The organism is Streptomyces sp. RLA131, assembly GCF_056270125.1.
The window spans coordinates 3,413,083-3,437,592 of sequence record NZ_JBWDOQ010000002.1 but is presented as its reverse complement, the minus strand read 5'-3'; the positions used below and the strand labels follow the sequence as shown (position 1 = coordinate 3,437,592).

General features: G+C 70.9%; 22 protein-coding genes and 1 tRNA gene. 19 read left to right on the top strand and 4 right to left on the bottom strand.

Features of this window, described 5'->3' with window-relative positions:
• Nucleotides 1-222: 222 nt before the first annotated feature.
• Entirely contained in the window at nucleotides 223-1,758 is a 1,536-nt protein-coding gene (locus RWE79_RS16460; RefSeq protein ID WP_475945862.1) for a potassium/proton antiporter, read from the bottom strand.
• A gap of 198 nt (nucleotides 1,759-1,956) precedes the next feature.
• Between RWE79_RS16460 and RWE79_RS16455 the strand changes: the two genes are divergently transcribed.
• A complete protein-coding gene (locus tag RWE79_RS16455; protein ID WP_475940825.1) occupies nucleotides 1,957-4,770 on the top strand; it encodes a penicillin acylase family protein in 2,814 nt (937 codons plus the stop codon).
• A 94-nt stretch (nucleotides 4,771-4,864) separates the two neighbouring features.
• On the opposite strand, the gene RWE79_RS16450 is transcribed toward RWE79_RS16455, so the two are convergent.
• Nucleotides 4,865-5,470: a 5-formyltetrahydrofolate cyclo-ligase gene (locus RWE79_RS16450; protein WP_475945860.1), complete on the bottom strand. Its 606-nt coding sequence runs from the start codon at nucleotides 5,468-5,470 to the stop codon at nucleotides 4,865-4,867.
• Nucleotides 5,471-5,551: 81 nt separating this feature from the next.
• On the opposite strand from RWE79_RS16450, the gene galU reads away from it, so the two are divergent.
• From galU to RWE79_RS16390, 12 genes are all read left to right on the top strand, one after another.
• Nucleotides 5,552-6,460 (top strand): UTP--glucose-1-phosphate uridylyltransferase GalU, encoded by a 909-nt coding sequence (gene galU, locus RWE79_RS16445; RefSeq protein WP_475940824.1) that lies wholly within the window; start codon nucleotides 5,552-5,554, stop codon nucleotides 6,458-6,460.
• The gene (gene glp / locus RWE79_RS16440) at nucleotides 6,457-7,785 is read left to right on the top strand and encodes a molybdotransferase-like divisome protein Glp (RefSeq protein ID WP_475940823.1); all 1,329 of its coding nucleotides are present in this window, start codon (nucleotides 6,457-6,459) and stop codon (nucleotides 7,783-7,785) included. Before galU ends, glp begins: the two co-directional genes overlap by 4 nt.
• A gap of 71 nt (nucleotides 7,786-7,856) precedes the next feature.
• Entirely contained in the window at nucleotides 7,857-8,318 is a 462-nt protein-coding gene (moaC, locus tag RWE79_RS16435) for a cyclic pyranopterin monophosphate synthase MoaC (protein WP_475945858.1), read from the top strand.
• Nucleotides 8,315-8,833, top strand: coding sequence for a MogA/MoaB family molybdenum cofactor biosynthesis protein (locus RWE79_RS16430; protein WP_475940822.1), 519 nt, complete (start codon nucleotides 8,315-8,317; stop codon nucleotides 8,831-8,833). The genes moaC and RWE79_RS16430 overlap by 4 nt, the downstream gene beginning before the upstream one ends.
• Nucleotides 8,830-9,450, top strand: coding sequence for a GNAT family N-acetyltransferase (locus RWE79_RS16425; protein ID WP_475945856.1), 621 nt, complete (start codon nucleotides 8,830-8,832; stop codon nucleotides 9,448-9,450). The genes RWE79_RS16430 and RWE79_RS16425 overlap by 4 nt, the downstream gene beginning before the upstream one ends.
• Before the next feature lie 129 nt (nucleotides 9,451-9,579).
• Nucleotides 9,580-10,482, top strand: a complete 903-nt coding sequence (gene sepX / locus RWE79_RS16420; protein ID WP_475940821.1) for a divisome protein SepX/GlpR — start codon at nucleotides 9,580-9,582, stop codon at nucleotides 10,480-10,482.
• A gap of 43 nt (nucleotides 10,483-10,525) precedes the next feature.
• Nucleotides 10,526-10,599 (top strand) — tRNA-Ala (locus tag RWE79_RS16415).
• Between the two features lie 577 nt (nucleotides 10,600-11,176).
• Entirely contained in the window at nucleotides 11,177-11,764 is a 588-nt protein-coding gene (locus RWE79_RS16410) for a hypothetical protein (RefSeq protein ID WP_475940820.1), read from the top strand.
• A gap of 299 nt (nucleotides 11,765-12,063) precedes the next feature.
• Nucleotides 12,064-12,489, top strand: a complete 426-nt coding sequence (locus tag RWE79_RS16405; protein WP_475940819.1) for a hypothetical protein — start codon at nucleotides 12,064-12,066, stop codon at nucleotides 12,487-12,489.
• Nucleotides 12,486-14,315, top strand: a complete 1,830-nt coding sequence (locus tag RWE79_RS16400; RefSeq protein ID WP_475940818.1) for a tetratricopeptide repeat protein — start codon at nucleotides 12,486-12,488, stop codon at nucleotides 14,313-14,315. The genes RWE79_RS16405 and RWE79_RS16400 overlap by 4 nt, the downstream gene beginning before the upstream one ends.
• A gap of 359 nt (nucleotides 14,316-14,674) precedes the next feature.
• On the top strand, nucleotides 14,675-16,291 hold the full coding sequence (locus tag RWE79_RS16395) for an MFS transporter (RefSeq protein WP_475940817.1): 1,617 nt from the start codon (nucleotides 14,675-14,677) through the stop codon (nucleotides 16,289-16,291).
• Nucleotides 16,292-16,408: 117 nt separating this feature from the next.
• Complete coding sequence (locus RWE79_RS16390; RefSeq protein ID WP_475940816.1) at nucleotides 16,409-16,795, top strand: SHOCT domain-containing protein; 387 nt, start codon at nucleotides 16,409-16,411, stop codon at nucleotides 16,793-16,795.
• Nucleotides 16,796-16,803: 8 nt separating this feature from the next.
• Here RWE79_RS16390 and RWE79_RS16385 read toward each other — a convergent pair whose 3' ends face one another.
• Nucleotides 16,804-17,400, bottom strand: coding sequence for a TetR/AcrR family transcriptional regulator (locus RWE79_RS16385; protein WP_475940815.1), 597 nt, complete (start codon nucleotides 17,398-17,400; stop codon nucleotides 16,804-16,806).
• A 355-nt stretch (nucleotides 17,401-17,755) separates the two neighbouring features.
• Between RWE79_RS16385 and RWE79_RS16380 the strand changes: the two genes are divergently transcribed.
• A complete protein-coding gene (locus tag RWE79_RS16380) occupies nucleotides 17,756-18,235 on the top strand; it encodes an ATP-binding protein (protein ID WP_475940814.1) in 480 nt (159 codons plus the stop codon).
• Nucleotides 18,236-18,665: 430 nt separating this feature from the next.
• Here RWE79_RS16380 and RWE79_RS16375 read toward each other — a convergent pair whose 3' ends face one another.
• A complete protein-coding gene (locus RWE79_RS16375; RefSeq protein ID WP_475940813.1) occupies nucleotides 18,666-19,397 on the bottom strand; it encodes a DUF7873 family protein in 732 nt (243 codons plus the stop codon).
• A gap of 140 nt (nucleotides 19,398-19,537) precedes the next feature.
• On the opposite strand from RWE79_RS16375, the gene RWE79_RS16370 reads away from it, so the two are divergent.
• The 5 genes from RWE79_RS16370 to RWE79_RS16350 all read left to right on the top strand — a co-directional run bounded on the left by RWE79_RS16370 (nucleotide 19,538) and on the right by RWE79_RS16350 (nucleotide 24,433).
• On the top strand, nucleotides 19,538-20,278 hold the full coding sequence (locus tag RWE79_RS16370) for a vWA domain-containing protein (RefSeq protein ID WP_475940812.1): 741 nt from the start codon (nucleotides 19,538-19,540) through the stop codon (nucleotides 20,276-20,278).
• 141 nt (nucleotides 20,279-20,419) lie between these two features.
• Entirely contained in the window at nucleotides 20,420-21,700 is a 1,281-nt protein-coding gene (locus RWE79_RS16365) for a lipase family protein (RefSeq protein ID WP_475940811.1), read from the top strand.
• 52 nt (nucleotides 21,701-21,752) lie between these two features.
• Nucleotides 21,753-22,688 (top strand): GNAT family N-acetyltransferase, encoded by a 936-nt coding sequence (locus RWE79_RS16360; protein ID WP_475940810.1) that lies wholly within the window; start codon nucleotides 21,753-21,755, stop codon nucleotides 22,686-22,688.
• 96 nt (nucleotides 22,689-22,784) lie between these two features.
• Nucleotides 22,785-23,696, top strand: coding sequence for an LLM class flavin-dependent oxidoreductase (locus RWE79_RS16355; RefSeq protein ID WP_475940809.1), 912 nt, complete (start codon nucleotides 22,785-22,787; stop codon nucleotides 23,694-23,696).
• Entirely contained in the window at nucleotides 23,693-24,433 is a 741-nt protein-coding gene (locus tag RWE79_RS16350) for a PIG-L deacetylase family protein (protein ID WP_475940808.1), read from the top strand. The genes RWE79_RS16355 and RWE79_RS16350 overlap by 4 nt, the downstream gene beginning before the upstream one ends.
• Nucleotides 24,434-24,510: the final 77 nt, after the last annotated feature.

The window sequence follows — 24,510 nt, the reverse complement described above, 5'->3', positions numbered from 1 at the left end:
GCTGTCCTCTCGCGCCGTACCGGGGTAGATACCGGGTCGGTTCATCGACCCTGGCCGCCATGCGGTCGCGCCAGCTCTACATCAGGCAGAGTTGGTGATTACAAGTTTCCATCACGTTACAACAACGGCTCATCCTATCGTGTGCCCACGATCGCCCCGCGCCCTCCGGCACCCCGGCTCCCGGCTCCGGCTACCCGGAACTCCGACTACCCGGAACTCCGGCTACCCCGAGCTCCGGCTGCTGCCGCCGGTGCCCAGCCAGCCGGCGAGCTTTCCGCCGCGCCCGATCGCCCGCAGGCGTGCCTCGGCCCGGTCCCGGACCGGGTCGGTCGCGACCACGAGCAGCTCGTCCCCGCGCCGCAGAACCGTCATCGGAAGCGGTACGAAGCTCTTGCCGTCACGGACGATCAGGGTCACCGCGGCCCCGGCCGGCAGCCGCAGCTCGCTCACCTCCACGCCGTGCATCAGCGAGGCCTCCGGGATGCTGACCGACAGCAGATGCCCCCGCAGCCGCTCCAGCGGCGCCGACTCGATCCCCAGGTCCGCCGCCGCCTCCGCGTTGGCGAGCCGCAGCCGTCGCGCCAGCCACGGCAGCGTGGGGCCCTGGAGCAAGGTGTATACGATCACCAGCACAAAGACGATGTTGAAGATCCGCCGGCTCTCCTGGATCCCCGACACCATCGGGATCGTCGCCAGCACGATCGGCACCGCCCCGCGCAGCCCCGCCCACGACAGCAGTGCCTGCTCCCGCCACGGCGTACGGAACGGCGCCATGCTCAGCAGCACCGACACCGGCCGCGCCACCGCAGTCAGCACCAGGCCGACCACCAGCGCCGGCCAGACGTCGTCGCCCAGTTCGTGCGGGGTCACCAGCAGACCCAGCAGCACGAACAGCCCGATCTGCGCGATCCAGGCGAGCCCCTCGGCGAAGCCCCGGGTCGCCGGGCCGTGCGGCAGTTTGGTGTTGCCGAGCACCAGCGAGGCCACATAGACCGCGAGGAAGCCCGAGCCGTGCGCCAGTGCGCCTCCCGCGTAGGCCAGCACCGCGATCGCCATGACCGCGATCGGGTACAGGCCGGAGGCCGGCAGGGCCAGATGCCGCATCGCGTACGAGCCCAGCAGGCCCAGCGCCAGCCCGACGGCGGCGCCGATCGCCAGCTCCAGGGCTATCTCGCCGATCAGCAGATACCAGTGCTCGACCGTCCCGGCGGTGGAGAAGGCGACGACGAGGATGACCACCGGTGCGTCGTTGAAGCCCGACTCCGCCTCCAGCACACCCGTCAGCCGGGACGGCAGCGGCACCCGCCGCAGCACCGAGAAGACCGCGGCAGCGTCCGTGGAGGACACCACGGCGCCGATGATCAGCGCCTGCCGCCAGTCCAGGCCCACCAGCAGGTGCGCGGCCGTCGCCGTGATGCCCACACTGACCGCGACCCCGAGCGTCGCCAGCACGGCCGCGGCCGGCACCGCCGGCCTGATGTCCCGCCAGTTGGTGCCGAGTCCGCCCTCCGCCAGAATCACCACAAGAGCGGCATATCCCAGCACTTGGGTCAGTTCGGCGTTGTCGAAGCGCATGCCGAGCCCGTCCTGCCCCAGTGCCACCCCGATGCCGAGGTAGATGAGCAGGCTGGGCAGTCCGCTGCGCGACGACAGGCGTACCGCGACGACAGCGACGAGCAGTACGGCCGCACACACCAACAGGAGTTCGTTGAGCCGGTCGACAGTCAGGAGAGGGTCCTTCCTCTGGGCCGGTGGCAGGGCAGGGCTTGGCGGAACAGGGCGGGAAGCCTCACGGGAAGCCCACCGGGAAGTTCATCGCCGCGCCTAATATTTTACCTGTACTTGAGACTTGGGCGATCTCGTGACGATCTCAGTGACTCCGCGTAGGGGCCGCCCAGGCGCTACGCCTAAGGTGTGACCCAGCAATCGGTCCACCCTGCCCCTCGAAGGACATCGATGCCCGCCAAGAAGAAGTCCCGCCGCACGCGCCTGCTCGTTCTCGGGCTCGTGGTCCTCCTCGTGGCGGGCATCGGCTACGGGTCGTACTGGAGCGTCGACACCGTCCGCGCGTCCTTCCCGCAGACCACCGGTTCACTCAAGCTGGACGGGCTGACCAAACCCGTCCAGGTCAAACGCGACAGCAGTGGCGTCCCGCAGATCTACGCAGGCAACGCCGAGGACCTGTTCCGCGCCCAGGGCTTCGTCCAGGCGCAGGACCGTTTCTACGAGATGGACGTGCGCCGGCACATGACCTCCGGGCGCCTGTCGGAGATGTTCGGCAGCGGCCAGGTCGAGACCGACGCCTTCCTGCGCACCCTCGGCTGGCGCAAGGTCGCGCAGAAGGAGTACGACACCAAGCTGTCGGCGACCACCAAGAAGTACCTGCGCGCCTACGCGGCCGGCGTCAACGCCTATCTGGCCGACCACAGCGGATCCGAACTCTCCGTCGAGTACGCCGCGCTGGGGTTCGTCAACGACTACAAGCCCGAGAAGTGGACGCCCGTCGACTCGGTGGCCTGGCTCAAGGCGATGGCCTGGGACCTGCGCGGCAATATGCAGGACGAGATCGACCGTTCGCTGCTCACCAGCCGGCTGAGCGCCAAGCAGATCTCGGACCTGTACCCGGACTACCCGTACAGCCGGAACGACACCGTCGTCGAAAGCACCGGCACCGGCACCGGCACCGGCAGCAGCACGAGCACGAGCACCGGCAGCACCGGCACCACCACCTCCGGCACCACCACCTCCGGCACCACCACCTCCGGCACCACGGCGACGGCGACCACGGCGACGGCGACCACGGCGACGGCGACCACGACCGCCGCCACCGCCGCCACGAACGTGGAGTCGCAGCTGTCCGCGCTCTCCGACACCCTCGACGAGATCCCGTCACTGCTCGGCCCGTCCGGCAACGGCATCGGGTCCAACTCCTGGGTCGTCTCCGGCAAATACACCACCACGGGCAAGCCCATGCTCGCCAACGACCCGCACCTGGCGCCCCAGATGCCGTCGCTCTGGTACCAGATGGGCCTGCACTGCACCACGGTCAGCGCGGCCTGCCCCTTCGACGTCGCCGGTTACACCTTCTCCGGCATGCCGGGTGTCGTCATCGGCCACAACCAGGACATCGCCTGGGGCATGACCAATCTGGGCGCCGACGTGACCGATCTCTACCTGGAGAAGGTCACCAGTGACAGCTATCTCTACGACGGCAAGCAGAAGAAGTTCACCACCCGCAAGGAGACCATCAAGGTCGCCGGCGGCGCCGACCGCACCATCACCGTACGGAGCACCAACAACGGCCCGGTGATCTCCGACCGCGACTCCGAACTGCGCGACGTCGGCGACGAGGCCCCGGTCACCGCCTCCGCCCCGGACCGCGGCGACGGCTACGCGGTCTCGCTCAAGTGGACCGCGCTCACGCCCTCCAGGACCATGGACGCGGTCTTCGAGATCGACACCGCCACCGACTGGACCGGGTTCCGGGCCGCGGCGAAGAACTTCGCCGTTCCCTCCCAGAACCTCATCTACGCCGACACCGACGGCAACATCGGCTACCAGGCCCCCGGCCGGGTCCCGGTCCGCGCCACCGGCGACGGCCGTTACCCGGCTCCGGGCTGGGACTCCGCCTACCGCTGGAAGAGCTACATCCCGTACGACGAGATGCCCACCGAGTACAACCCCGAGCGCGGCTACATCGTCACCGCCAACCAGGCCGTGGTGGACGAGGACAAGTACCCGTACCTGATCACCTCGGACTGGGGGTACGGCACCCGCAGCCAGCGGATCAACAACCTCATCAAGTCCAAGATCAAGGACAGCGGCGTCATCTCCATGGACGACATGCAGGAGATGCAGAGCGACAGCAGCAGCGAGATCGCCAAGCTGCTCGTCCCGATCCTGACCAAGATCGACATCAAGAACGACAAGAACGACTACGTACGCGAGGCCCAGAAGCTGCTGGAGACCTGGGACTACAACCAGGACTCCGACTCCGCCGCCGCGGCCTACTTCAACGCCGTGTGGCGCAACACCCTCAAGCTGGCCTTCGGCAACAAGCTGCCCAAGGAACTGCGCCCCGAGGGCCAGTGCCTCACCGTCCCCGCCACCGACTCCTCCGGGCCTGTCGACGATCTCAACGGCAAGTCGAAGCTCGTACGCGAATGCGGTGAGCGCGCCTCCGACCAGGCGCAGCCCGACGGCGGCGACCGCTGGTTCGAGGTGGTCCGGTCGATCCTGAGCGACAAGACCAACAAGTGGTGGATCTCCTCGCCGACGGCCTTCTACGACGTCAACAGCGACAAGAAGCGCACGACGCGCGACGAACTCCTCGCCGAGGCCATGAAGGACGCCCGCTTCGAGCTCACCGCCAAGCTCGGCAAGGACGTCGACACCTGGAGCTGGGGCCGGCTCCACACGCTGACGCTGAGGAACCAGACCCTGGGCACCTCCGGCCCCGGCATCGTCAAGTGGCTCCTCAACCGGGGTCCCTGGCAGCTCAGTGGTGGCGAGGCGGCGGTCAACGCCACCGGCTGGAACGCGGCCGGCGGTTACGACGTGGTCTGGGTGCCGTCCATGCGGATGGTCGTCTCGCTGGCCGACTTCGACAAGTCCCGCTGGATCAACCTGACGGGCGCCTCGGGCCACGCCTACAGCGCCCACTACTCCGATCAGACGACGAAGTGGGCCAAGGGCGAGCTGCTGCCCTGGGCGTTCTCCAGCAAGAAGGTCGACGCCACGACGTCCGACACGCTCGCGCTGACGCCGTAGCCGAGCCGTAGCTGTAGCTGTAGCTGTAGCCGTAGGGGCGGGGGCGGGGGCGGGGGAAACGGCCGGAGACGGCCGCCCCCGCCCCCGCGGCGCGTCACCCCCCGGCCGCGAAGCGCGTCACCCCTTCCGGTGTCACCACCGCGTCCACCGGCCGGTCGTGCGGCTCGGCGGGGACGGCGCCGATCAGCTCGTGCGCGTAGAGCAGCACCGCCCGCGCCGGGTTCGCCCCGGCCGCCTCCAGCCGCGCCAGTACGCGGTCGTACGAACCGCCGCCCCGCCCCAGCCGCAGCCCCCGGCCGTCCACGGCGAGCCCGGGCAGCAGGACCACGTCGGCGCCCAGGACCGCCGCGGACCCCAGCCGGGGCCCGGCCGGCTCGTACAGCCCCCGGGCGGCCCGCTCCAGCCGCCGCGGGCCCTCGTAGGCCGCCCAGTCCAGGTCGTTGTCTGCCATCAGCACCGGCAGCAGCACCCGCTTCCCGCGCCCCCGCAGCGCCTCCAGCAGGGCCCGGGTCCCCGGTTCGGCGCCGACCGACACGTAGCCGGCCACGGTCCGCGCTCCCGTCAATTCCTCCAGCTCAAGGGCGTGTTCGGCGATGGCGCGCTCGGCCGCCGCCCGTGCCGCAGCCGTCAACGAGCGTCTGACCCCTAGGAGATCTGCCCGCAACACGGACTTGTTACCGTTACCCTGACCCTCGCCTATTTGGCGCACAATAGCCGCCTATCGCCATTAAACGTCCGGAACTTCATCTTCCCCTCATAGTCAGCGGTTATGGTGCAGAACATGACTCACGCGCGTACTCGGATCAGCAAGGCTGTCATCCCCGCCGCGGGCCTCGGTACCCGCTTCCTGCCCGCCACGAAGGCGACGCCCAAGGAGATGCTGCCGGTCGTCGACAAGCCCGCGATCCAGTACGTCGTCGAGGAGGCGGTCTCGGCCGGTCTCTCCGACGTCCTGATGATCACCGGCCGCAACAAGCGCCCCCTTGAGGACCACTTCGACCGCAATTACGAGCTCGAAGAGGCCCTCACCCGCAAGGGTGACGAGTCCCGGCTCGCCAAGGTGCAGGAGTCCAGCGACCTCGCCACCATGCACTACGTCCGCCAGGGCGACCCGCGCGGCCTCGGCCACGCCGTGCTGTGCGCCGAGCCGCACGTCGGCGACCAGCCCTTCGCGGTCCTCCTCGGCGACGACCTGATCGACCCGCGCGACCCCCTGCTCTCGCGCATGATCGAGGTCCAGGAGGAGCACGGCGGCAGCGTCATCGCCCTCATGGAGGTCGACCCGGCCCAGATCCACCTCTACGGCTCCGCCGCCATACTGCCCACCGGTGACCAGGACGTCGTCCGCATCACCGACCTGGTCGAGAAGCCCGCCGCGGGCGAGGCCCCGTCCTCGTACGCCGTGATCGGCCGTTATGTGCTCGACCCGGCGATCTTCGCGGCTCTCAACAAGACCAAGCCGGGCCGTAGCAACGAGATCCAGCTCACCGACGCGCTGCGCGAACTCGCCCAGGAAGGCGGCCCCGACGGCCCGGTGCACGGCGTGGTCTTCCACGGCCGCCGCTACGACACCGGGGACCGCGCCGACTACCTGCGTGCGATTGTCCGACTGGCATGCGAACGTGATGACCTGGGACCGGAGTTCCGGTCCTGGCTTCGCGAGTATGTCAACGAGGAGATGCAAGATTGAGCAGTACCGCGAGCAGCGCGGCGGGCGACCGCGTCTGGTCCGTGTCCGACCACCTCGACAACATCCTCCGGCAGCTCAAGCCGCTGGAACCGATCGAGCTGCAACTCCTCGACGCCCAGGGCTGTGTCCTGGTCGAGGACGTGACCGTGCCGGTCGCGCTGCCGCCCTTCGAGAACAGCTCGATGGACGGCTACGCGGTCCGCACCACCGACACCCTGGGCGCGACCGACGAGCACCCCGCGGTCCTCACCGTCGTCGGTGATGTCGCGGCCGGGGCGGGCGAGCTGCCCACCGTCGGCCCCGGCGAGGCCGCCCGCATCATGACCGGCGCGCCCCTGCCGCCGGGCGCCGAGGCCGTGGTCCCGGTGGAGTGGACGGACGGCGGTACGGGCTCCGCGGGCCCCGCCGACGCCATGCGCGCGGCCAGCGCCGCCCCGCTCGCGCCCGGCGCCGAGGTCCGGGTCCACCGCCCCGTCGACCCCGGGCAGTACGTACGGGCCCGGGGCAGCGATATCGCCGCCGGCGAGCTGGCCCTGGCGGCCGGCACGGTCCTCGGGCCGCCGCAGATCGCGCTGCTCGCCGCCGTCGGCCGGGCGGCGGTACGGGTCCGGCCCCGGCCCCGCGTCGTGGTCCTGTCCACCGGCAGCGAGCTGGTCCCGCCCGGCGAGGAGCTGGCCCCGGGCACCATCCACGACTCCAACAGCTTCATGATCACCGCCGCCGCGCGGGACGCCGGTGCCATCGCGTACCGGGTCGGCGCCGTCGTCGACGAGGCGGAGACCTTCCGGACCACCGTCGAGGACCAGCTGATCCGCGCCGACCTCATCGTCACCACCGGCGGCGTCAGCGTCGGCGCGTACGACGTCGTCAAGGAGGCGCTGGGCGACGGGATCGACTTCCGCCGGCTCGCCATGCAGCCCGGCAAGCCGCAGGGCTTCGGCTTCATGGGCGGCGAGAGCGAGGTCGAGGGCGAGCCCGGCACCGCCCGCGTCCCCCTTCTGGCCCTGCCGGGCAACCCGGTCAGCGCATACGTCTCCTTCGAGCTCTTCGTCCGCCCCGCCATCCGCACCCTGATGGGCGTCGAGCCGGTCCTCCGGTACTCCGCGCGTGCGGTCTGCGCCGGCGGCGTCACCGAGTCGCCCAAGGGCAAGCGGCAGTTCCTGCGCGGCTGGTACGACGCGAGCACCGGACGGGTCGCCCCGGTCGGCGGCGCCGGATCACACCTGGTCAAAGCGCTGGCCCACGCCAACGCCCTGATCGTCGTCCCCGAGGACACCACCGACGTCCCCGACGGCGCCGAGGTCGACGTGGTACTGCTCGACTGAGCCGGTACGGTGGCCCGGTGACCGAGCAGCAACCACATCTCACCCACATCGACGAGGCCGGCGCGGCCCGCATGGTCGACGTCTCCGCCAAGGACGTCACCGCCCGCACCGCCCGCGCCACCGGCCGGGTCCTTGTCTCCCCCCGCGTCGTCGAGCTGCTGCGCGGGGACGCCCCCGGCGAGGGGCTGCCCAAGGGCGACGCCCTCGCCACCGCCCGTATCGCCGGCATCATGGGCGCCAAACGCACCCCCGACCTGATCCCGCTCTGCCACCCGCTGGCCCTGTCCGGCGTCAAGCTCGACCTGGCGGTCGCCGACGACGCCGTGGAGATCACGGCGACCGTGCGGACCACCGACCGTACGGGCGTCGAGATGGAGGCCCTGACCGCTGTCAGCGTCGCCGCCCTGACCGTGGTCGACATGGTCAAGGCCGTCGACAAGGCCGCCGTCATCACCGACGTACGGGTCGAGCACAAGACCGGCGGCAAGTCCGGCGACTGGCTGCGCCCCACGTCGGCCGGAGGTGCCGCATGACATCCCCCAGGACCTATCGCGCGCTCGCGGTCACCGCGTCCAACCGCGCCTCCGCCGGTACCTACGAGGACCGCGGCGGACCCCTGATCGTCAGCGCCCTGCGGGAGCTCGGCTTCGCCGTCGACGGCCCCAAGGTCGTCCCCGACGGCGAGCCGGTGGCGCTCGCCCTCCAGACGGCGGTGGCCGAGGAGTACGACGTCGTCATCACCACCGGCGGCACCGGCATCTCGCCGACCGACCGCACCCCCGAGGTCACCCGGGGCGTCCTGGACTACGAGATCCCCGGCATCGCCGAGGCCATCCGGGCCTACGGACGCCAGAAGGTCCCGACCGCCGTTCTCTCGCGTGGCATGGCGGGCGTCGCCGGGCGCACCCTGGTGGTGAACCTCCCCGGATCGACCGGCGGCGTCAAGGACGGCCTCGCCGTGGTCGCCCCGATCCTGATCCACGCCGTCGACCAGATCCACGGCGGCGACCACCCGTCGTCCGGGGCAACCTCAGGGAGACCAAGCTGAACGCGTCCTGGCCGGCCGAACTGGCGGACGGGGACGTGCTCCTCCGCCCGATAAAGCTGCGCGACCAGCGAGCCTGGCGCGAGGTCAACCGCCGCAACCGCGACTGGCTGCGCCCCTGGGAGGCCAGCGTGCCCCCCGCCCCGCCCGGCCACCTCGCCCAGCGGCCCACGTACCGCCAGATGGTGCGCCACCTGCGCTCCGAGGCCAACGCCGGACGGATGCTCCCCTTCGTCATCGAGTACCAGGGCCGGCTGGCCGGCCAGCTGACCATCGCCGGCATCACCTGGGGCTCGATGTGCTCCGCCCACATCGGCTACTGGGTCGACCAGGCCGTCGCCGGGCGCGGCGTCATGCCCACCGCGGTCGCCCTCGCCACCGATCACAGCTTCCGCCACGTCGGCCTGCACCGCATCGAGATCTGCATCCGGCCCGAGAACCGCCCCAGCCGCCGCGTCGTGGAGAAACTCGGATTCCGCGACGAGGGAGTGCGCCCCCGCTATCTGCATATCGACGGTGCCTGGCGCGACCATCTCGTCTTCGCCCTCACCGCCGAGGAGGTCCCCGGGGGGTTGCTCACCCGCTGGCACCAGGCGAGACCCGGAACACCTCACAAATAAAATGTCTGTTCGAAATTTCTGGCATCCGCGACCACAATCACAAAAAACTTTCGGCGTATCAACCAGATCGTGCGACACACCGGGCCAAATTGCGTATGGCCCTGGCCATGTCCCCCTACCGTGTGAAGCGTGAGCAGTAGCGGCCTCATCTACGCAGTCATTGTCGGGGCCTGGGCTGCCTATCTGGTGCCGATGTGGCTCCGTAGGCAGGACGAGCTCAACGAGGCCCGTCCGACGGAACGCTTCAGCACCGCCATCCGGCTCCTGTCCGGACGGGCGGCGATGGAGCGCAAGATCGCCAAGGCGCTGGACGAGGAAGACGAACCGGAGCACGCCGAGCCGGACGAACCGGAGCACGCCGAACCGGAACCGGTCGACGTCCGGTCCCTCGCCGTGCCCGCGACCCAGATCCAGCCCGCGACGGCGTCCGGGTCCGGGTCCGCGTCCACGCCGGCGCCGGGGGTGAAGCCGAACCCGAAACCGAAGGCGAAGAAACCCAGGAAGCCCGCGGTCAACCCCCGCGCGAAGGTCCTGGCCCGCCGCCGCCGCACCACCACCCTGCTCTTCCTCGCCTTCACCTCCGGCGCCATCGTCGCGGCCGTCGGCGGCCTTGCCCTGCTCTGGGCCCCCGCCGTCCCCGCCGTACTGCTCACCCTCTACATCGCCCACCTGCGCGCCCAGGAACGCCGCCGCTTCGAGGTCAAGATCGACCAGCGCCGCGCCGCCGACGCCGCCCAGCGCCTCCGCGACCGCCCCGCCCGCGAGGAACCGGCCCCCGAGCCCGTCCCCGTCCCGGAGCAGCCCGCCGCGGCCGACCGCCGCGCCCTCGTCGAGCAGACCGACCACGCCGAATGGGTCGACCAGCAGCGCGCCCCGTCCGAGGACACCTGGGAAGTCCCCGCCCCCCGCCCGACCTTCGCCACCGCCCCGGTAACCCCCCGCCGCCCCCGCGACCGCTCCTCCGCCTCCCGCGGCACCCCCCTCTTCGACCAGTACTCCGACCCCGACCGCCCCCGCGCCGCCAACGAGTGACCGGACCACGGCACCGGGGATGCTAAAGTTTTCCTCGTTGCAAGGGCCTGTGGCGCAGTCCGGTAGCGCACCTCGTTCGCATCGAGGGGGTCAGGGGTTCGAATCCCCTCAGGTCCACAGCAGCTCAAAGCCCCTGGCGGGGTAATCCGCCAGGGGCTTTCTGGTGCCGTACAGCAGCGAAGTACAGCAACCACTTCTGATCTTGCTGCCCCAGGTGCTTCCCGAGCTTGCTTGCGCAGCGCCTTACGCGTCGCCTTGGACGGCACGTGCGTGTAGACCTCCATCGTCACCGCGATCTTGCCGTGCCGGAGGATCTGCATCGTGATCCGGGGATGCACTTCGAGCGCGGCGAGCAGCGACCCGCAGGTGTGCCGGGTGTCGTGCAGCCGGACGACCCGGAGGCCGGCCAGCTGGACGATCCGGGTGAAGGACGGTACAGGTTGCGGGCAAGCGCGCTCTCCAAGGCGCGAACGCCGGCGGACCCATCGAGGCAGGTAAGAGATGCCCGAGTCCGAGGCGGAGGCCCGCCCAGCGGGAACTCAACTGCGGTCCCGGGAGGCTAGTGCACCGTTCCGCCGCAGGTCAGTGGAGCAATCGTTCCTGAAGGATTCAAGCTGCCCAAGCTGAGAGCATCAGCGCTTGGGTTGCCTTCCTTCACAACGCGCAACAGCGTGTACTGAATACAGTCCGTCTTATGGACTGGACTGCACCTCTGAGCGCCATAGCCGGCGCACTCGCTGGCATCGTCGCGACGTTCGTTGTGGACCGAGACCGCTGGAAGCGTGCCCAACAGGCGGACGCGCAGACCGTTCTGCGCGAGGCCTTCGTGATCTACCTCTCTCACCTGGCCCGCGCGACAGAGAGTATGCGCTTCGCCTCAGAGGCTGCCTACGACAGACCTGAAGAGCGCAGGCGGGTAGTCCGTGCCGCCTTCTCAGAGTCCGGTCTGTTCGAGCAACGGTTCAGCCTGACGATGCTCGCCCCGCCTCGCGTGGCCGAGCTGGGCGTCGAAGCGTTCCGCACCGTGCGCACCCTGCGCGATCTACTCGCGGACGGTGCGCACGTTACGGACGGCACCTTCCAGACCGCACAGCACACCTATTTCAAGGCCGTTCAGGCCACCGCATCCGCCATGCGCCAAGAACTCGGCATCCCTCCATTGACCTTCGATCCCTTGGCGCCCAGCCACGACACCCGCACTCAGCGCGCCGCCGGCCCCCGTCTCAGTTTCCGTCTCATTCAGCGTCGTTCATGGTCGTTCAGACGAGACCAAAGCCGGTAGCCGCTCCCCGGGTCGTCCTTCCGTGAACGCAGGTGAACGGCCTGTTTGCCGCCTCAGGGCCCGCCAACACAGTTGGAAAGCGTGCGCAAGCAGATGTGGGCCTCCACGCGCACCCCGGTCCTTGGTGAGAGCGGGCAGCGGCCGTGTCCCTCTGCCGGTGGGCCGTGGCCAGGTGTACGGGTCGCGGGGTCGTGTCGCGGAACCACGGCGGGTGGTTTGGCGTTTTGTACTCACGGAGCGTTGTGTATTCCTACGCTGAGTCGCCAATGCGGTTGGGTGATGGTTGGTCAGGGGCGGGCATGAGTGCGGAGATTGTTCAGCTGGTGGAGCAGGCCGGGCCGTATCTGTCGGCGGCGGTGGGTGCGTATGGGGCGGCGGTGTTCAGCCGGGCCGAGGACGCTGCGGCCGATGCGACGGCGAGCCTGGGGCAGCGGATTCTGCGGGCGGTGTGGCACCGACGGGACGACCAGGGCCGCGCCGAGTTGGAGGCTGCGGTGCGGGAGGCCGTAGAGGAGCCGGAGGATCCGGATGCGGCGGGTGCGCTGCGGCAGCAGATCAAGCGGGCGTTGCGCGAGGACGCGGAGCTGGCGGCTGAAGTGGCCGGGTTGCTGCCGGCGGCGGGTGAGGTGACGGTGAACGTGTCGGGGACGCGGGCTATCGGCGCGCAGCACATCGGTATCGCGGTCTCCGGCGACCACGCCACCGTCCACCCGCCACAGCGGTGAGCGCGGCGGTTCCGGGGGAGCCGGTGCGGGTGGAGGTGTCCGGGGAGCGGCCGATCGGAGCGGAGTCGATAGGGGTCGCGATCAGCGGGGACAACGCGCGGGTCGTGATGCTGCCGGCTGAGGCCGTGCACTGGGCCCTGACCATTCAGGCGCCGCCAGGGGCGGGGTTCTTGCCGGAGTCGGTGTCGGGGATCTTCGTCGGCCGGGAGGAGGAACTGACCGACCTGCGGGGGATGCTGGCGGGCGGGGGCTCGGCGGCGGTGGTGCAGTCGCGGGTGCGGGCGATTCACGGGCTCGGCGGAGTGGGCAAGAGCACCCTGGCCCTGCACTACGCCGACCGCTACCGCAGCGCGTACACGCTGGTGTGGTGGATCACCGCCGAGTCCCCCGAGTCGATCGTGACCAGTATGGCGGGGCTGGCGATGAGGCTGTGTCCGCAGTGGGCTGGGACGGTCGGTCCGGACGAGCGGGCGGCGTGGGCGATCACCTGGTTGCAGGCGCACCCGGGCTGGCTCCTGGTCTTCGACAACGTCGAGGACCCGGCCCACCTGCGCCCCTACCTGGGCACGCTGGCCGGCGGGCACCATCTGGCCACCAGCCGCAGGGCCACCGGATGGCACGCCCTGGCCCCTACCATGTCGCTTGGCCTGCTCCTCCTGGACGAGGCCGCCGACCTGCTGTGCACCATCGCTTTCCCTGGCCTCATCCCCACCGAAGGGCAGCGGGACGCGGCGGGGGAGCTGGCCGAGGTTTTGGGGTGTCTGCCGCTGGCCCTGGAACAGGCCGGCGCCTACGTGTACCGGACCGGCATCGACCTGGACACCTACCGCCGGTCCCTGGGACTGGTCCTGGACGAGGGTCGGGACGTCGTCGACCCGGAGCGGACCATCGCCCGGATCTGGGACCAGACACTCACCACCCTCACCGGCCACGACCCGCTGGCCGTCACGCTCCTGCACACCATGGCCTGGCTGGCCCCCAACGACATCCCCCGCACCCTCCTGGCCCCGCTCGCCCCCAGCCCGATCGCGTTGGACAACGCCCTCGGAGACCTCCACGCCTACAACATGATCGCCTTCACCGACGACCGCCAGGGCGTCAGCGTCCACCGACTCGTACAGACCGTCCTCCGCACCCGCCCGCCTGCCGACTCAGAGCCCGACGCCTACGCCCCGGGCCGCGCGGAGGCCGAACAGACCGTCAGGCAGGCCCTGCCCACACCGCCGGACGGCCCCCTGCCCGAACCCACCGCCCCGTGGGAACGCCTGCTCCCGCACGTCCTGGCCCTGGCCGAGTCCACACCACCGGACACACCCGCCTCAGCCGACACCGCCGACACCTACTACCAGGCCGCCCAGTACCTGTACCGGCAAGGCCGCGACGCCCACACCATCACCCTGCGCACCGCCACCCTCGCCCAGGACGAACAGGTGCTGGGGGACACCCATCCCTTCACCCTGGCCAGCCGTAACAACCTCGCGGGCGCCTACCAGTCGGCGGGGGATGTGGGGCGGGCGATCCGGCTGTACGAGGCCACGCTCACCCAGCGCGAACGGGCGCTGGGCGAGACCCACCCCGACACCCTGACCAGCCGTAACAACCTCGCGGGCGCCTACCAGGAGGCGGGGGATCTGGAGCGGGCCATCCGGCTGTACGAGGCCACCCTCGCGCAGCGCGAACGGGTGCTGGGTGACACCCACCCCTCCACCCTGGGCAGCCGCCACAACCTCGCGTACGCCCGCCGAGAAGCCGAAGCTGTACAGCAGGGAAGTACAGCAACCCCAGCAACCGCCGCCGGCCCTCAGCAACCCCCACCAACCGGCTGACCAGCCCAGCAGACCTCAGCGACCGCCCCGCCCGTAGTTCGCATCGAGGGGGTCAGGGGTTCGAATCCCCTCAGGTCCACAGCACAGCACAACAGGGCTGTTCTCGAGTCAGCTCGGGAGCGGTCCGCGAGATTCCGTCCGATCGCTTCGATCGGGCGGGGGTCTACTCGTTTTCGGGCTGGGCGAGAGGTCTGGGGGTGCGGCCGGTCGCCGCGGCCCGCGGTCGTGCGAGGGCTCGGGGACCGGGCGCCGGGGCGTGGTCCGCGTCGTGGTCCGCGGTCAGTGCGGCGGTAGGCCAACCGGTTGATGTCGTGGCGGGTCGCGGATGCGCTCTCCGGGGTGGCTGGGACGATCCGCCCATGGCATCCAGGGCAGGCACCGCGCAGGGTTCGGCGACGGCGCGACTCGTCCTGCTGACGCTCGCGGCCGGTCAGTTCCTGATGGCGCTGGACAGCTCGGTCATGAACGTCGCCATCGCGACGGTGGCCGAGGACGTGGGTACGACGGTGACGGGCATCCAGGGGGCCATCACGGCCTACACCCTCGTGATGGCGATGTTCATGATCCCCGGCGGCAAGGTGGGGGCGCTGATCGGCCGCAGGCGGGCGTTCATGATCGGCTGCGTCATCTACGGGTGCGGGTCGCTCACGACGTCGCTCGCGCCGAACCTGCCCGTGCTGCTGCTCGGCTGGGCATTCCTCGAGGGAGTCGGCGCGGCGCTCATCCTGCCCGCGATCGTGGCGCTCGTGGCCGGCAACTTCACCGCTGAGCGCCGTCCCGCCGCCTACGGGCTCGTCGCGGCCGCGGGGGCCGTGGCGATCGCGCTCGGGCCGCTCATCGGGGGTGTCGCGACGACGTACTTCTCCTGGCGGTGGGTATTCGCCGGTGAGGTCGTGGTGGTGCTCGGCATCCTGGTGCTCGCGCGTCGCATCGCTGACGCCGCGAGTGCCGGGCGGCCCCGCCTCGATCTTGTCGGTGCCGTGCTGTCCGCGCTCGGGCTCGGGGTCTTCGTCTACGGGGTGCTCCGCTCGGACGAGTGGGGCTGGTTCCGGCCGAAGCCCGACGCGCCTTCGTGGCTCGGGGTTTCGCTGGTCGTGTGGCTGATGCTGGCAGGTCTGCTTCTGGTCTGGCTCTTCCTCCGCTGGGAGGCCCGCCTCGTGGAGCGGGGCAGGGAGCCGCTCGTCGACCCGGCCATGTTGCGGAACAAGCAGCTCACCGGCGGGCTGACGATGTTCTTCTTCCAGTACCTCGTCCAGATGGGCGTGTTCTTCGTCGTACCGCTCTATCTGTCGGTCGCTCTGGGCCTGTCGGCGCTCGTGACCGGTGCCCGCCTCCTGCCGCTCTCGCTCACGCTGCTGGCGGCCGCGGTCCTGATCCCGCGGTTGTTCCCGGATGTCTCCCCGCGGCGCGTGGTACGGCTGGGGATCCTGGCGTTGCTCGCGGGCGCGGTGGTTCTGATGGCCGCGCTCGACGCGGACGCCGGCGCGGAAATCGTCACCCTCCCGCTTCTGCTGATCGGGCTCGGCATGGGCTCGCTGGCGTCCCAGCTCGGGTCGGTCACCGTGTCCGCGGTGCCGGAGGAGCAGAGCGCGGAAGTCGGAGGCGTCCAGAACGCCGTCACCAACCTCGGCGCCTCGATCGGTACGGCGCTTGCCGGGTCGATCATGATCGCCACGCTCACGTCTTCGTTCCTGACCGGCGTCGTGGCGAATCCGGCGGTCCCGGACGAGGTCAAGAACCGGACGACCGTCGCACTCCAGAGCGGTGCGCCCTTCCTGTCGGACGCTCAGCTCAGGACCGCCCTCGACGAGGCCGGCACCAGTGCGGAGGTCACCACTGCCGCGCTGGACGCGAACGCCGAGGCCAGGCTCGACGGTCTGCGCGCCGCGCTCGCCGTTCTCGCCCTCGCCGCGGTCCTCGCGCTGTTCTTCACCCACCGGATTCCGACGGCCCAGCCCCGCTCGGCGGAGCCGTAGAGCGGGCCGGCCGTCGAATCGACCCCGGGGAACGAGCCGCGCCGGCGTGCTCTGCACATGCGGCCTCATCGGACCGACTGTATGAATGGAGTAGCGCATCCATGATCGGAGTGAACCATGGACGACTACCCCCTCCTCGACGTGTTCTGGACGATGCTGTGGCTCTTCCTGTGGGCCATGTGGTTCTTCCTGCTGTTCAAGGTCATCACGGATGTCTTCCGTGACCACAAGCTCAGCGGATGGGCCAAAGCGGGGTGGCTGATCTTCGTGCTCGTGCTGCCCTACCTCGGTGTCCTCGTGTACCTCATCGCCCGCGGCAAGGGCATGGGGGAGAGGGACGTCAAGCAGGTCCAGGACCACGAGGCGGCTGTCCGTCAGTACATCCAGGAGACGGCGGGGGGCGGGAGCCCGGTGGATGAGCTGGGCAAGCTCTCGGCGCTCAGGGACAAGGGCGACATCAGCCAGGAGGAGTTCGATCGGGCCAAGACCAGGCTGCTGGCCTGAGTGCTCGGTCAGGTGGCGTGCCAGCCGGGTTCGAGGCGGTCGAGGAGGGCGTGGAAGGCGGCGTCGGCACGGTCCCAGTCGCCGTCGGCCAGGGGTGCGATGAGCAGGCCGAAGGACGCGCCGATCAGCAGGGCCGCCTCCGTTCCGGCTCGGGCCTCGGGCATGCCCAGGCCGCGGAAGACGGAGACGAGCAGGCCGGTCCACTCGGTGAGCATGTCGCGCATGGCGGGACCGTACCGGCCGGGGTGGAGCACGCTGGCGGTCGTGATCTCCAGGTAGAGGGGGAGCGCGGCGCGCAGGCCGGGGGTGTTGAGCTGCTGCCAGGTCTCCTCCATGAAGCGGCGGAGCCACGCCGGGTCCCTGGCCGGGCCGGTGGCGACGAGCAGGCCACGGGCCCGCAGCAGCGGTCGCCTCTCGTCCAGGGCGAGTGCCTCGGCGACCATGCGTTCCTTGGTCCCGAAGTAGTACAGCAGCATGCGGTCGCTGGTGCCCAGTGCCCGGGCCAGCGGGCGAAGGGACAGGTCGGCGAGGCCGTTGCGGATCATGTACTCACGGACCCGGTCCAGCAGGTCGTGTCGTTTGGCCGGGTCGGGCGGGCGCGGCATGGAGGCTCCCGGTGGCGGCTGTGCTGCGCGGGCGGGCTGGAACGAATCCCGTATGTCTGGTTTAGTGATGTTCGCTCTGGTATTTACCGTAGCACCCGCTACATGTATATTTTAGGTGTAGCGAGTGCTACGTGAATGCGGGACCTGGCGTCTGCCCGGCCCGGTCAGACGGATCTCCACCGCCCCGGCAGTCATGGCATGGTCGCCAGCGGTTCAGAAGGGACTGATTCCCATGGCCTCCCCGGCCATCGACCGCAGCACGAGCTCTCACGAGGGATACGTTCCCGGGTGCCGCCAGGGCGCCGGGGACGGCGACCGGGGGAAGCGGCCGTCCCGGTCCCCGGAGGCCGCCCCCATGTCGTGGGTCGCCCGGAACCGGGCTCTGTGGGCGCGCGTCCTGGAGCCCCTGCGACCGCTTGACGCGCCCCGCGCCCCTGTCCACGCCTGGGACGCCTCCTGGCCCCTGCGGCGGGAACTGACCTCGGTCCGCCAGGCCCGGCGGCTGGTGACCGCGCAGCTGGACGACTGGGATCCGGAGGGTCCGGAGGGCCTGGCCGACACCGCCGAGCTCCTGGTCAGCGAAATGGTCACCAACGCCCTGCGCCACACGCGCGGGCCTCTGCGGCTCAACCTGCATGTGCGCGGCTCCCGCCTGCGGTGCGAGGTCGAGGACACCGACCCCGCCGGCCCCGTACGGCAGGTCGCCGACGTGGACGCGGAAGGCGGACGCGGTACCGAACTGCTCGACCTGCTCAGCGAGGCCTGGGGCTGCACCCGTACGGCCACCGGCAAGACCATGTGGTTCGAGATACCGGCGCGGCCCGCATCGGACTGAGTCTCCCCGGGCCGGCGAGAGCGGGGACGAGAGTCGGGTGACGGGACCCGGGCGCGGTATCCAGCGTCCCGGGCCCCTGAGGTGCCACCCAATTGCGCACGCCGACGGCGTTTAAGAGTCGCGGATCATTCTGAGATCGACGTGTTCTGCCTTTGAACTACCGTGCCACGAGAGAGGCACAGGAGGGACTTGAACCCCCATCCGTCGATGATCGTCCGCACTCGGTCGATCCGGCGTTCGGTGGCGAATGCTGAGACTTGAGCGAGAGTCTGAGATTCAGGGGGCCGCCTCTGCCTGGCTTGGGCCACCCCGGCTCGTGTGCCGGGGGAGGGATTCGAACCCCCAACTGATACCCCTGGTTCAGCTTCAACTTCTGTTTCAGCTTGCGCTCTTCGCGCACCCCCTGCTCACGCAAGGGGCGATCATGAGGCTACCGGAACAGGTAGCCGAACACCGCGTCGCCGACGCGCTGGTCGGTGACATCGGTGCTGTTGGCCTCCTCGCGGGCGTACTTGACCGCCTGCTGGAGCTTCTCGACCCGGTCCAGCAGTTCGTTGACGCGCCGGGCGGGAAGGGCACCGGAGAACTTCACCGTCGTCCAGTACCCGACCGGGACGTCCTCGTAGTACACCTCGACCTGGGCCGGGTGCTTCTCGGTGGCCTCGGCCTTGACGTGGTTGCGCGGCACCTTCTTGGTACGGATGGTGCGCACGGCCTCGGTCTTCCAGGAGTCCGTGGAGGGGTCGAGGTTCCAGGACTCCGAGGCGTCCAGCACCGGCAGCTTGCGCACGAAGGTGTGCAGATCGGTGAGCTGCTTCTCCAGGAAGAGCAGATACGGGACCGGCACCCGGGCCAGCAGCACGGTGCCGTCGACGACGATGTCGGCCGCGGCGCTGCGGTTCGCCCAGTCCTTGGTCGCGGTGACGTCGAAGAGCCTGGTGAGGGTCGCCGCGGTGCTCCGCAGGATGTCCTCGGCCTTGACCTGGACCCGGGTCGACTCGGGCGGCAGCTGCTCGCCCTCCTCGTCCTTGGGCTGGTACGTCCGGGAGATACCCGCGAGCAACGCGGGCTTCTGGACGTCATGGTGAGCCTGGGTCAGCTCCTGGAGGGACTTGGACTTGACGCCCTTTTCCACGGCGATTATCTGATTGAGCTTCGGCACGAACCGGAAACTATCAGCCTCCCGGCCCTCGCACATCCGGATTTGCGCCGCGTACGGTGCCGCGTGCCGTGCCGTGCCGTGCCGTGCCGCGTGCCGTGCCGCGTGTGTCCGACGAGTGCGCTGCCGCGTACGGTGACCGCATGGCTTTGGACGCGGGCACACCGGCAATCAGCCTGGAGAAGGTGCGGGCCACCGCCCCGGGTCTGGTCGGCCGGTACGGGGCGGCGAAGGTCTCGCTGGAGAAGGCCGGGGTCGCCGGGCAGCGGGCCGCGGTGTACCTGGTGCTGGACCGCTCGGGGAGCATGCGGCGGTACTACAGGGACGGCAGCGTCCAGCGGCTGGCGGAACAGGTGCTGGGGCTGGCGGTGAATCTCGACGACGACGGCACGGTGCCGGTGGTGTTCTTCTCCACCGATGTGGACGGCGTCGCCGAGATCGGCCTGGAGTCGTACGAGGGCCGGATCGACGCCCTGCACGGCGGATACGGCCGGATGGGCCGCACCAACTACCACCTGGCCATGCGCGCGGTCACCGACCACTACGCCGCGTCCGGTGCGAACGATCCGGCGCTGGTGGTCTTCCAGACCGACGGCGGGCCGACGTCCAGGGCCGCCGCCGAAAGGGAGTTGTGCGCGGCGGCGCGGCTGCCGCTCTTCTGGCAGTTCGTGGGCTTCGGCGACCCGGAGGACAAGCAGTTCGACTTCCTGCGCAAGCTGGACGAGCTGCCGGTCCCGGCGAAGCGGGTCGTCGACAACGCCGGGTTCTTCCCGGCCGGCAGCGATCCGTCGGCGGTGTCGGACGCCGGGCTGTACGAGGCGCTGACGAGCGAGTTCCCGCAGTGGCTCGTGGCGGCACGTGCCGCGGGCGTCATCACTCACTGAAGGACAGCCGGCGGCGCGAGATCGCGCGGCCGGTGGCTATCTGCCGGGACGCCGGGCTCCTTACTGTCCCCGTGACATGGTGGACGGCTGCCGCGGAGACGGCCGGCCGTCCACTTCCGTGCTGCGAAGGGACGCGCCGCCATGAGGACACGACACGCCGCCCTGCCCGCCGCCCTGTCCGCCGCTCTGGCCCTGCTGGCCGGGACCTTCATGATGTCCGGCACGGCGGCGGGTGCCACGGCTGCCGCCTGTTCCGCGTCGGCCGAGGCGGTCTACACGCCGCCGGCGACGGTCCCGGGCGGCCCCGGCTCCGTACTGGCCTGCCGGCAGGTGACGCTCGGCCAGGTGCCGGGGAACATCGCGATGACCGGCTGGCAGGTCCAGTACGGCTCGACGGACAACCGGGGCACACCGGTGGCGGTCTCCGGGACGGTCGCGGTGCCGGTGGCCCCGTGGACGGGGACCGGGGCGCGGCCGGTGGTCGCCTTCAGCCCGGGAACGCTGGGGCTGGGCGCCAAGTGCGCGTTCTCCAAGCAGCTGGCGGGGGCGTACCAGGACGAGTACGAGGGCGACAACATCGCGGCGCTGCTCAAGGCGGGCTACGCGGTGGCCGCGACCGACGGCGCGGGCTATCTGGACGGGCAGACCCACCGCTACGTCTCCGGGGCGGACGCCGGACACGCGCTGCTGGACATCGCCCGGGCCGCCTCCAGGGTGCCGGGCAGCGGGCTGAGCGGCCAGGCCCCGGTGGGCCTGTGGGGCTACTCGGAGGGCGGGGCGGCGAGCCTGTGGGCAGCGCAGCTCGCGGCGGGTTACGCGCCCGGGCTGAAGGTGGCGGGTGACGCCTCGGGCGGGGTGCCCGGTGACCTGCGGGTGACGGCCGAGGGGCTCAACGGCCAGGCGTTCGCGGGCTTCCTGATGGACGCGGCACTCGGTATCTCCGCGGCGTATCCGAAGCTCCCGTTCGACGCGCTGCTCAACGACGACGGGCGCGCGGCGGTCGCCAGGGCCCGCAGCGGCTGTCTCGTCGACACGCTCGCCGGCTTCGCGTTCGCCGACATCGGCGACTACACGACGGCCGGGCTCACCCTGGACCGGTTCTACGCGCAGGCCGGCAGCGACGGCCGGACCTGGGGCGAGGTGCTCGACGCGCAGAAGCTCGGCGTCGGCGTCGGTGTCGCCCCGGCCGGGACGGCGTACCGGATCGGCTTCCCGGTGCTGCAGTACCGGGGCGCGTTCGAGGAGGTCATCGCCATCTCGACGGAGGACGCCACGCACCAGGCGTACTGCGCGGCCGGTGTGCCCACGGCGTGGAAGCTCTACCCGGGCGATCACCTGCTGGCCGACAACCAGGCGGTGGACGACGTGGTCGGCTGGCTCGGCGAGCGCTTCGCGGGACACCCCGAGACCGGCGACTGCTGAGCCGGCCGCCGGCTCCGCACCACGTCCGCTGTCCCGCACTTAGGGTTGCCGGATGCGGGAATCGAGTGCGGTGGACATCAACATCCAGGCCGAAAGCGGGACTTGGCGGGCAGGCTTCGAGGAGCGGTTGCGCGCCTCCTACCGGGCCGCGGGGCTCTCGGAGGCGGCGGTCGAAGTGCGACTCGGCCAGATCCTTGAGGACGTGGGTGACTGGACCATGGCGGGGATCACGGCGGACGGGGCCGGGGCGGGGTACGTCGTGGTGACGGTGGCCGACGACAACGGCACTCCGGCCGGCCGGATCGGGGACCTGTGGGTCGACCCGGCGTACGGCGGCCGGGGGTGCGAGGAGCACGCCCGGGGCTGGGCGGAACGCTGGTGCGCGGAGCGCGGTGCGTCGCGGGTGGACGTACGCCTGGTCGGGGCGGCCACGCGGGGCGGCGGGCCGTTCGCCGGCTTTCCGGTGCGCGGCCAGACCCGGATGCGCGCGCTCGCCCCGGGCGACGGGCCGGCGCCGCTGCCCGACGGCGTCACGGCGCGGCCGCTCACCCCGGACGAGTACCCGCGGTGGCTGGCCGGGGAGGAGGACGCCTACGTCGCGGACATCGTCAGAGCCGGGGCACTGACGCCGGAGGAGGCCCGGCTCAAGTCCGACCGCGACTTCGCACGGCTGCTGCCGGAGGGCCTGGCCACACCGGACCACTCCTTCCTGGTGCTGGAGGCGGCCGGGGCCCCGATCGGCACCGGCTGGCTGCGGCACGGCTTCCTGCCGGGGGTCACCTTCGGCTACTCCCTGGAGGTGCACGAGCGGCACCGCGGCCGCGGTTTCGGGCGGGCGGCGATGGCGGTCGGTGAACGGGCCACGCTCGCCGCGGGCGACGCCGCGCTGATGTTCAACGTCTTCGGGGGCAACGATGTGGCGATGAGCCTCTACACGAGCGCCGGCTATCAGGTGGTCGAGGAGAACCGTTCGATCCCACTCGCGTGACGGGTCGCGGGGGGGCTGGAAATCAGCCGGTCCGGCGATTGAGGACGAACCGGCCACCGGCCGGAACGGAAGCGGTCACCGCACTAGGGTGACGGCATGGTGACCGATGGTTCGCGGCAGAGCCGCCGCACGGGCGTGATGTTCGACAGGGACCGGCAGCCGGAGGAACTCACCGCGTTCGCGCGGGAGATGGAGGACCTCGGGGTGGACGACCTGTGGGTGGTCGAGGATCTGGGCTGGGCCGGGGCGATGTCCTCGGCGGCACTCGCCCTGGCCGCCACGCGCCGGCTCCGGGTGGGCATCGGCATCGCCCCCGCGCCGCTGCGCAATCCTGCGCTGCTGGCGATGGAACTGGCCATGCTGGAGCGGGTGTTCCCCGGTCGGCTGGTCGCCGGTGTCGGGCACGGTTCGCCGCAGTGGATGGCCCAGGTCGGTGCGGCCACCCCGCACAAGCTGGCCCTGCTGGAGGAGACCGTCACGGCGGTACGGGCCCTGCTGCGCGGGGAGACCGTGACGCTGGACGGCCGCGTCGTGCACCTTGACGCCGTACGGCTGGAGCACCCGCCCGCCCAGGCGCCGCCGGTGGTCGCCGGCGTCGTACGGCCGAAGTCCCTGGAGCTGTCCGGCCGGGTGGCCGACGGCACGGTCATCGCCGAGGGGCAGGGGCCGCGCGAGGTCCTGGCGGCGCTGGCGCACATCGGCAGGGGCCGGGCGGCAGCCGAGGCCGGCGGGGGCGGTACGGCCGGGCCGCACGAGACGGTGGTCTTCACACACCTGTGCGTGGGGGACGACGCCGAGCGGATCGCGAAGCTCACGGCGCCCGTCGTCGAGGAGTACACGGACTGGCTGCGGATCCCCGCCGAGGACGTGTTCCTGGCCGCCGGGCCCGTTGCGACGGCCGCCGAGCGGATCCGTGGCCTGTGGGACGCCGGGGCCACGACGGTGGTCCTCCGGCCGGTCGGGGCGGACCCCACCGGCCAGGTGCGTGACGTGCTGGAGGCACTGTGACCCAGGTGCCGGTGCTGGCGGTCCACGCCCATCCGGACGACGAATCCCTGTGGACCGGCGGCGTGCTGGCCCGGGCGGCCGACGCCGGGATCCCCTCGGCCGTGGTGACCTGCACGAACGGGGAGCTCCAGAACGGCAGTTCGTTCGCGGCGCCGGGAACGCGGACGGCGGAGCTGACCAGGGCGCTCGCCGAACTGCGGGCGCGGGGGCCGCACGTCCTGGGGTACCCGGACGGAGGGCTGAGCGATGTGCCGCTCGACGCGCTGGCCGAGCAACTCGCTTCGTACATCCGGAGCTTGAGGCCGGTGGCGGTGGTGACGTACGACGCGTTCGGGGTGTCGGGCCACCCGGACCACATCCGGGTCCACGAGGCGACGCCGGCGGCGGTCGAGGCGGCGGCCGACGGCTGGGCGGTCGGACAGGTGTGGCTTGCCACGGTGCCGCAGGAGCGGGCCGACCAGCTGACGGACGCGACCGGTGAGGCCCGGGCCCTGGTCGGCGCGGGCGGACGGCCGGATGTGGCGGTGGACGTACGGAAGTGGCTGGACGTCAAGTGGCGGGCGCTGCGCTCCCACGAGTCGGAGTTCGCCCGCGGGGCCCGGGTCGCCGCACTGGACCGGCACCCCGAGCTGCGGGAGACGGCGCTCGGAACGGAGTACTTCCGGTACCGGGACGGACCGGGAGCCGCGGGGCCCGCGTCGGCACAGGGGGACGCGGTGCGGGCGCTCTTCGCGTAGCGGGACCGACCCCGGCGGGACTCCGACCGGGCCTCGGCGGACAGAACGTACGAGGCCGACGGCAACCTTTGCGTGAG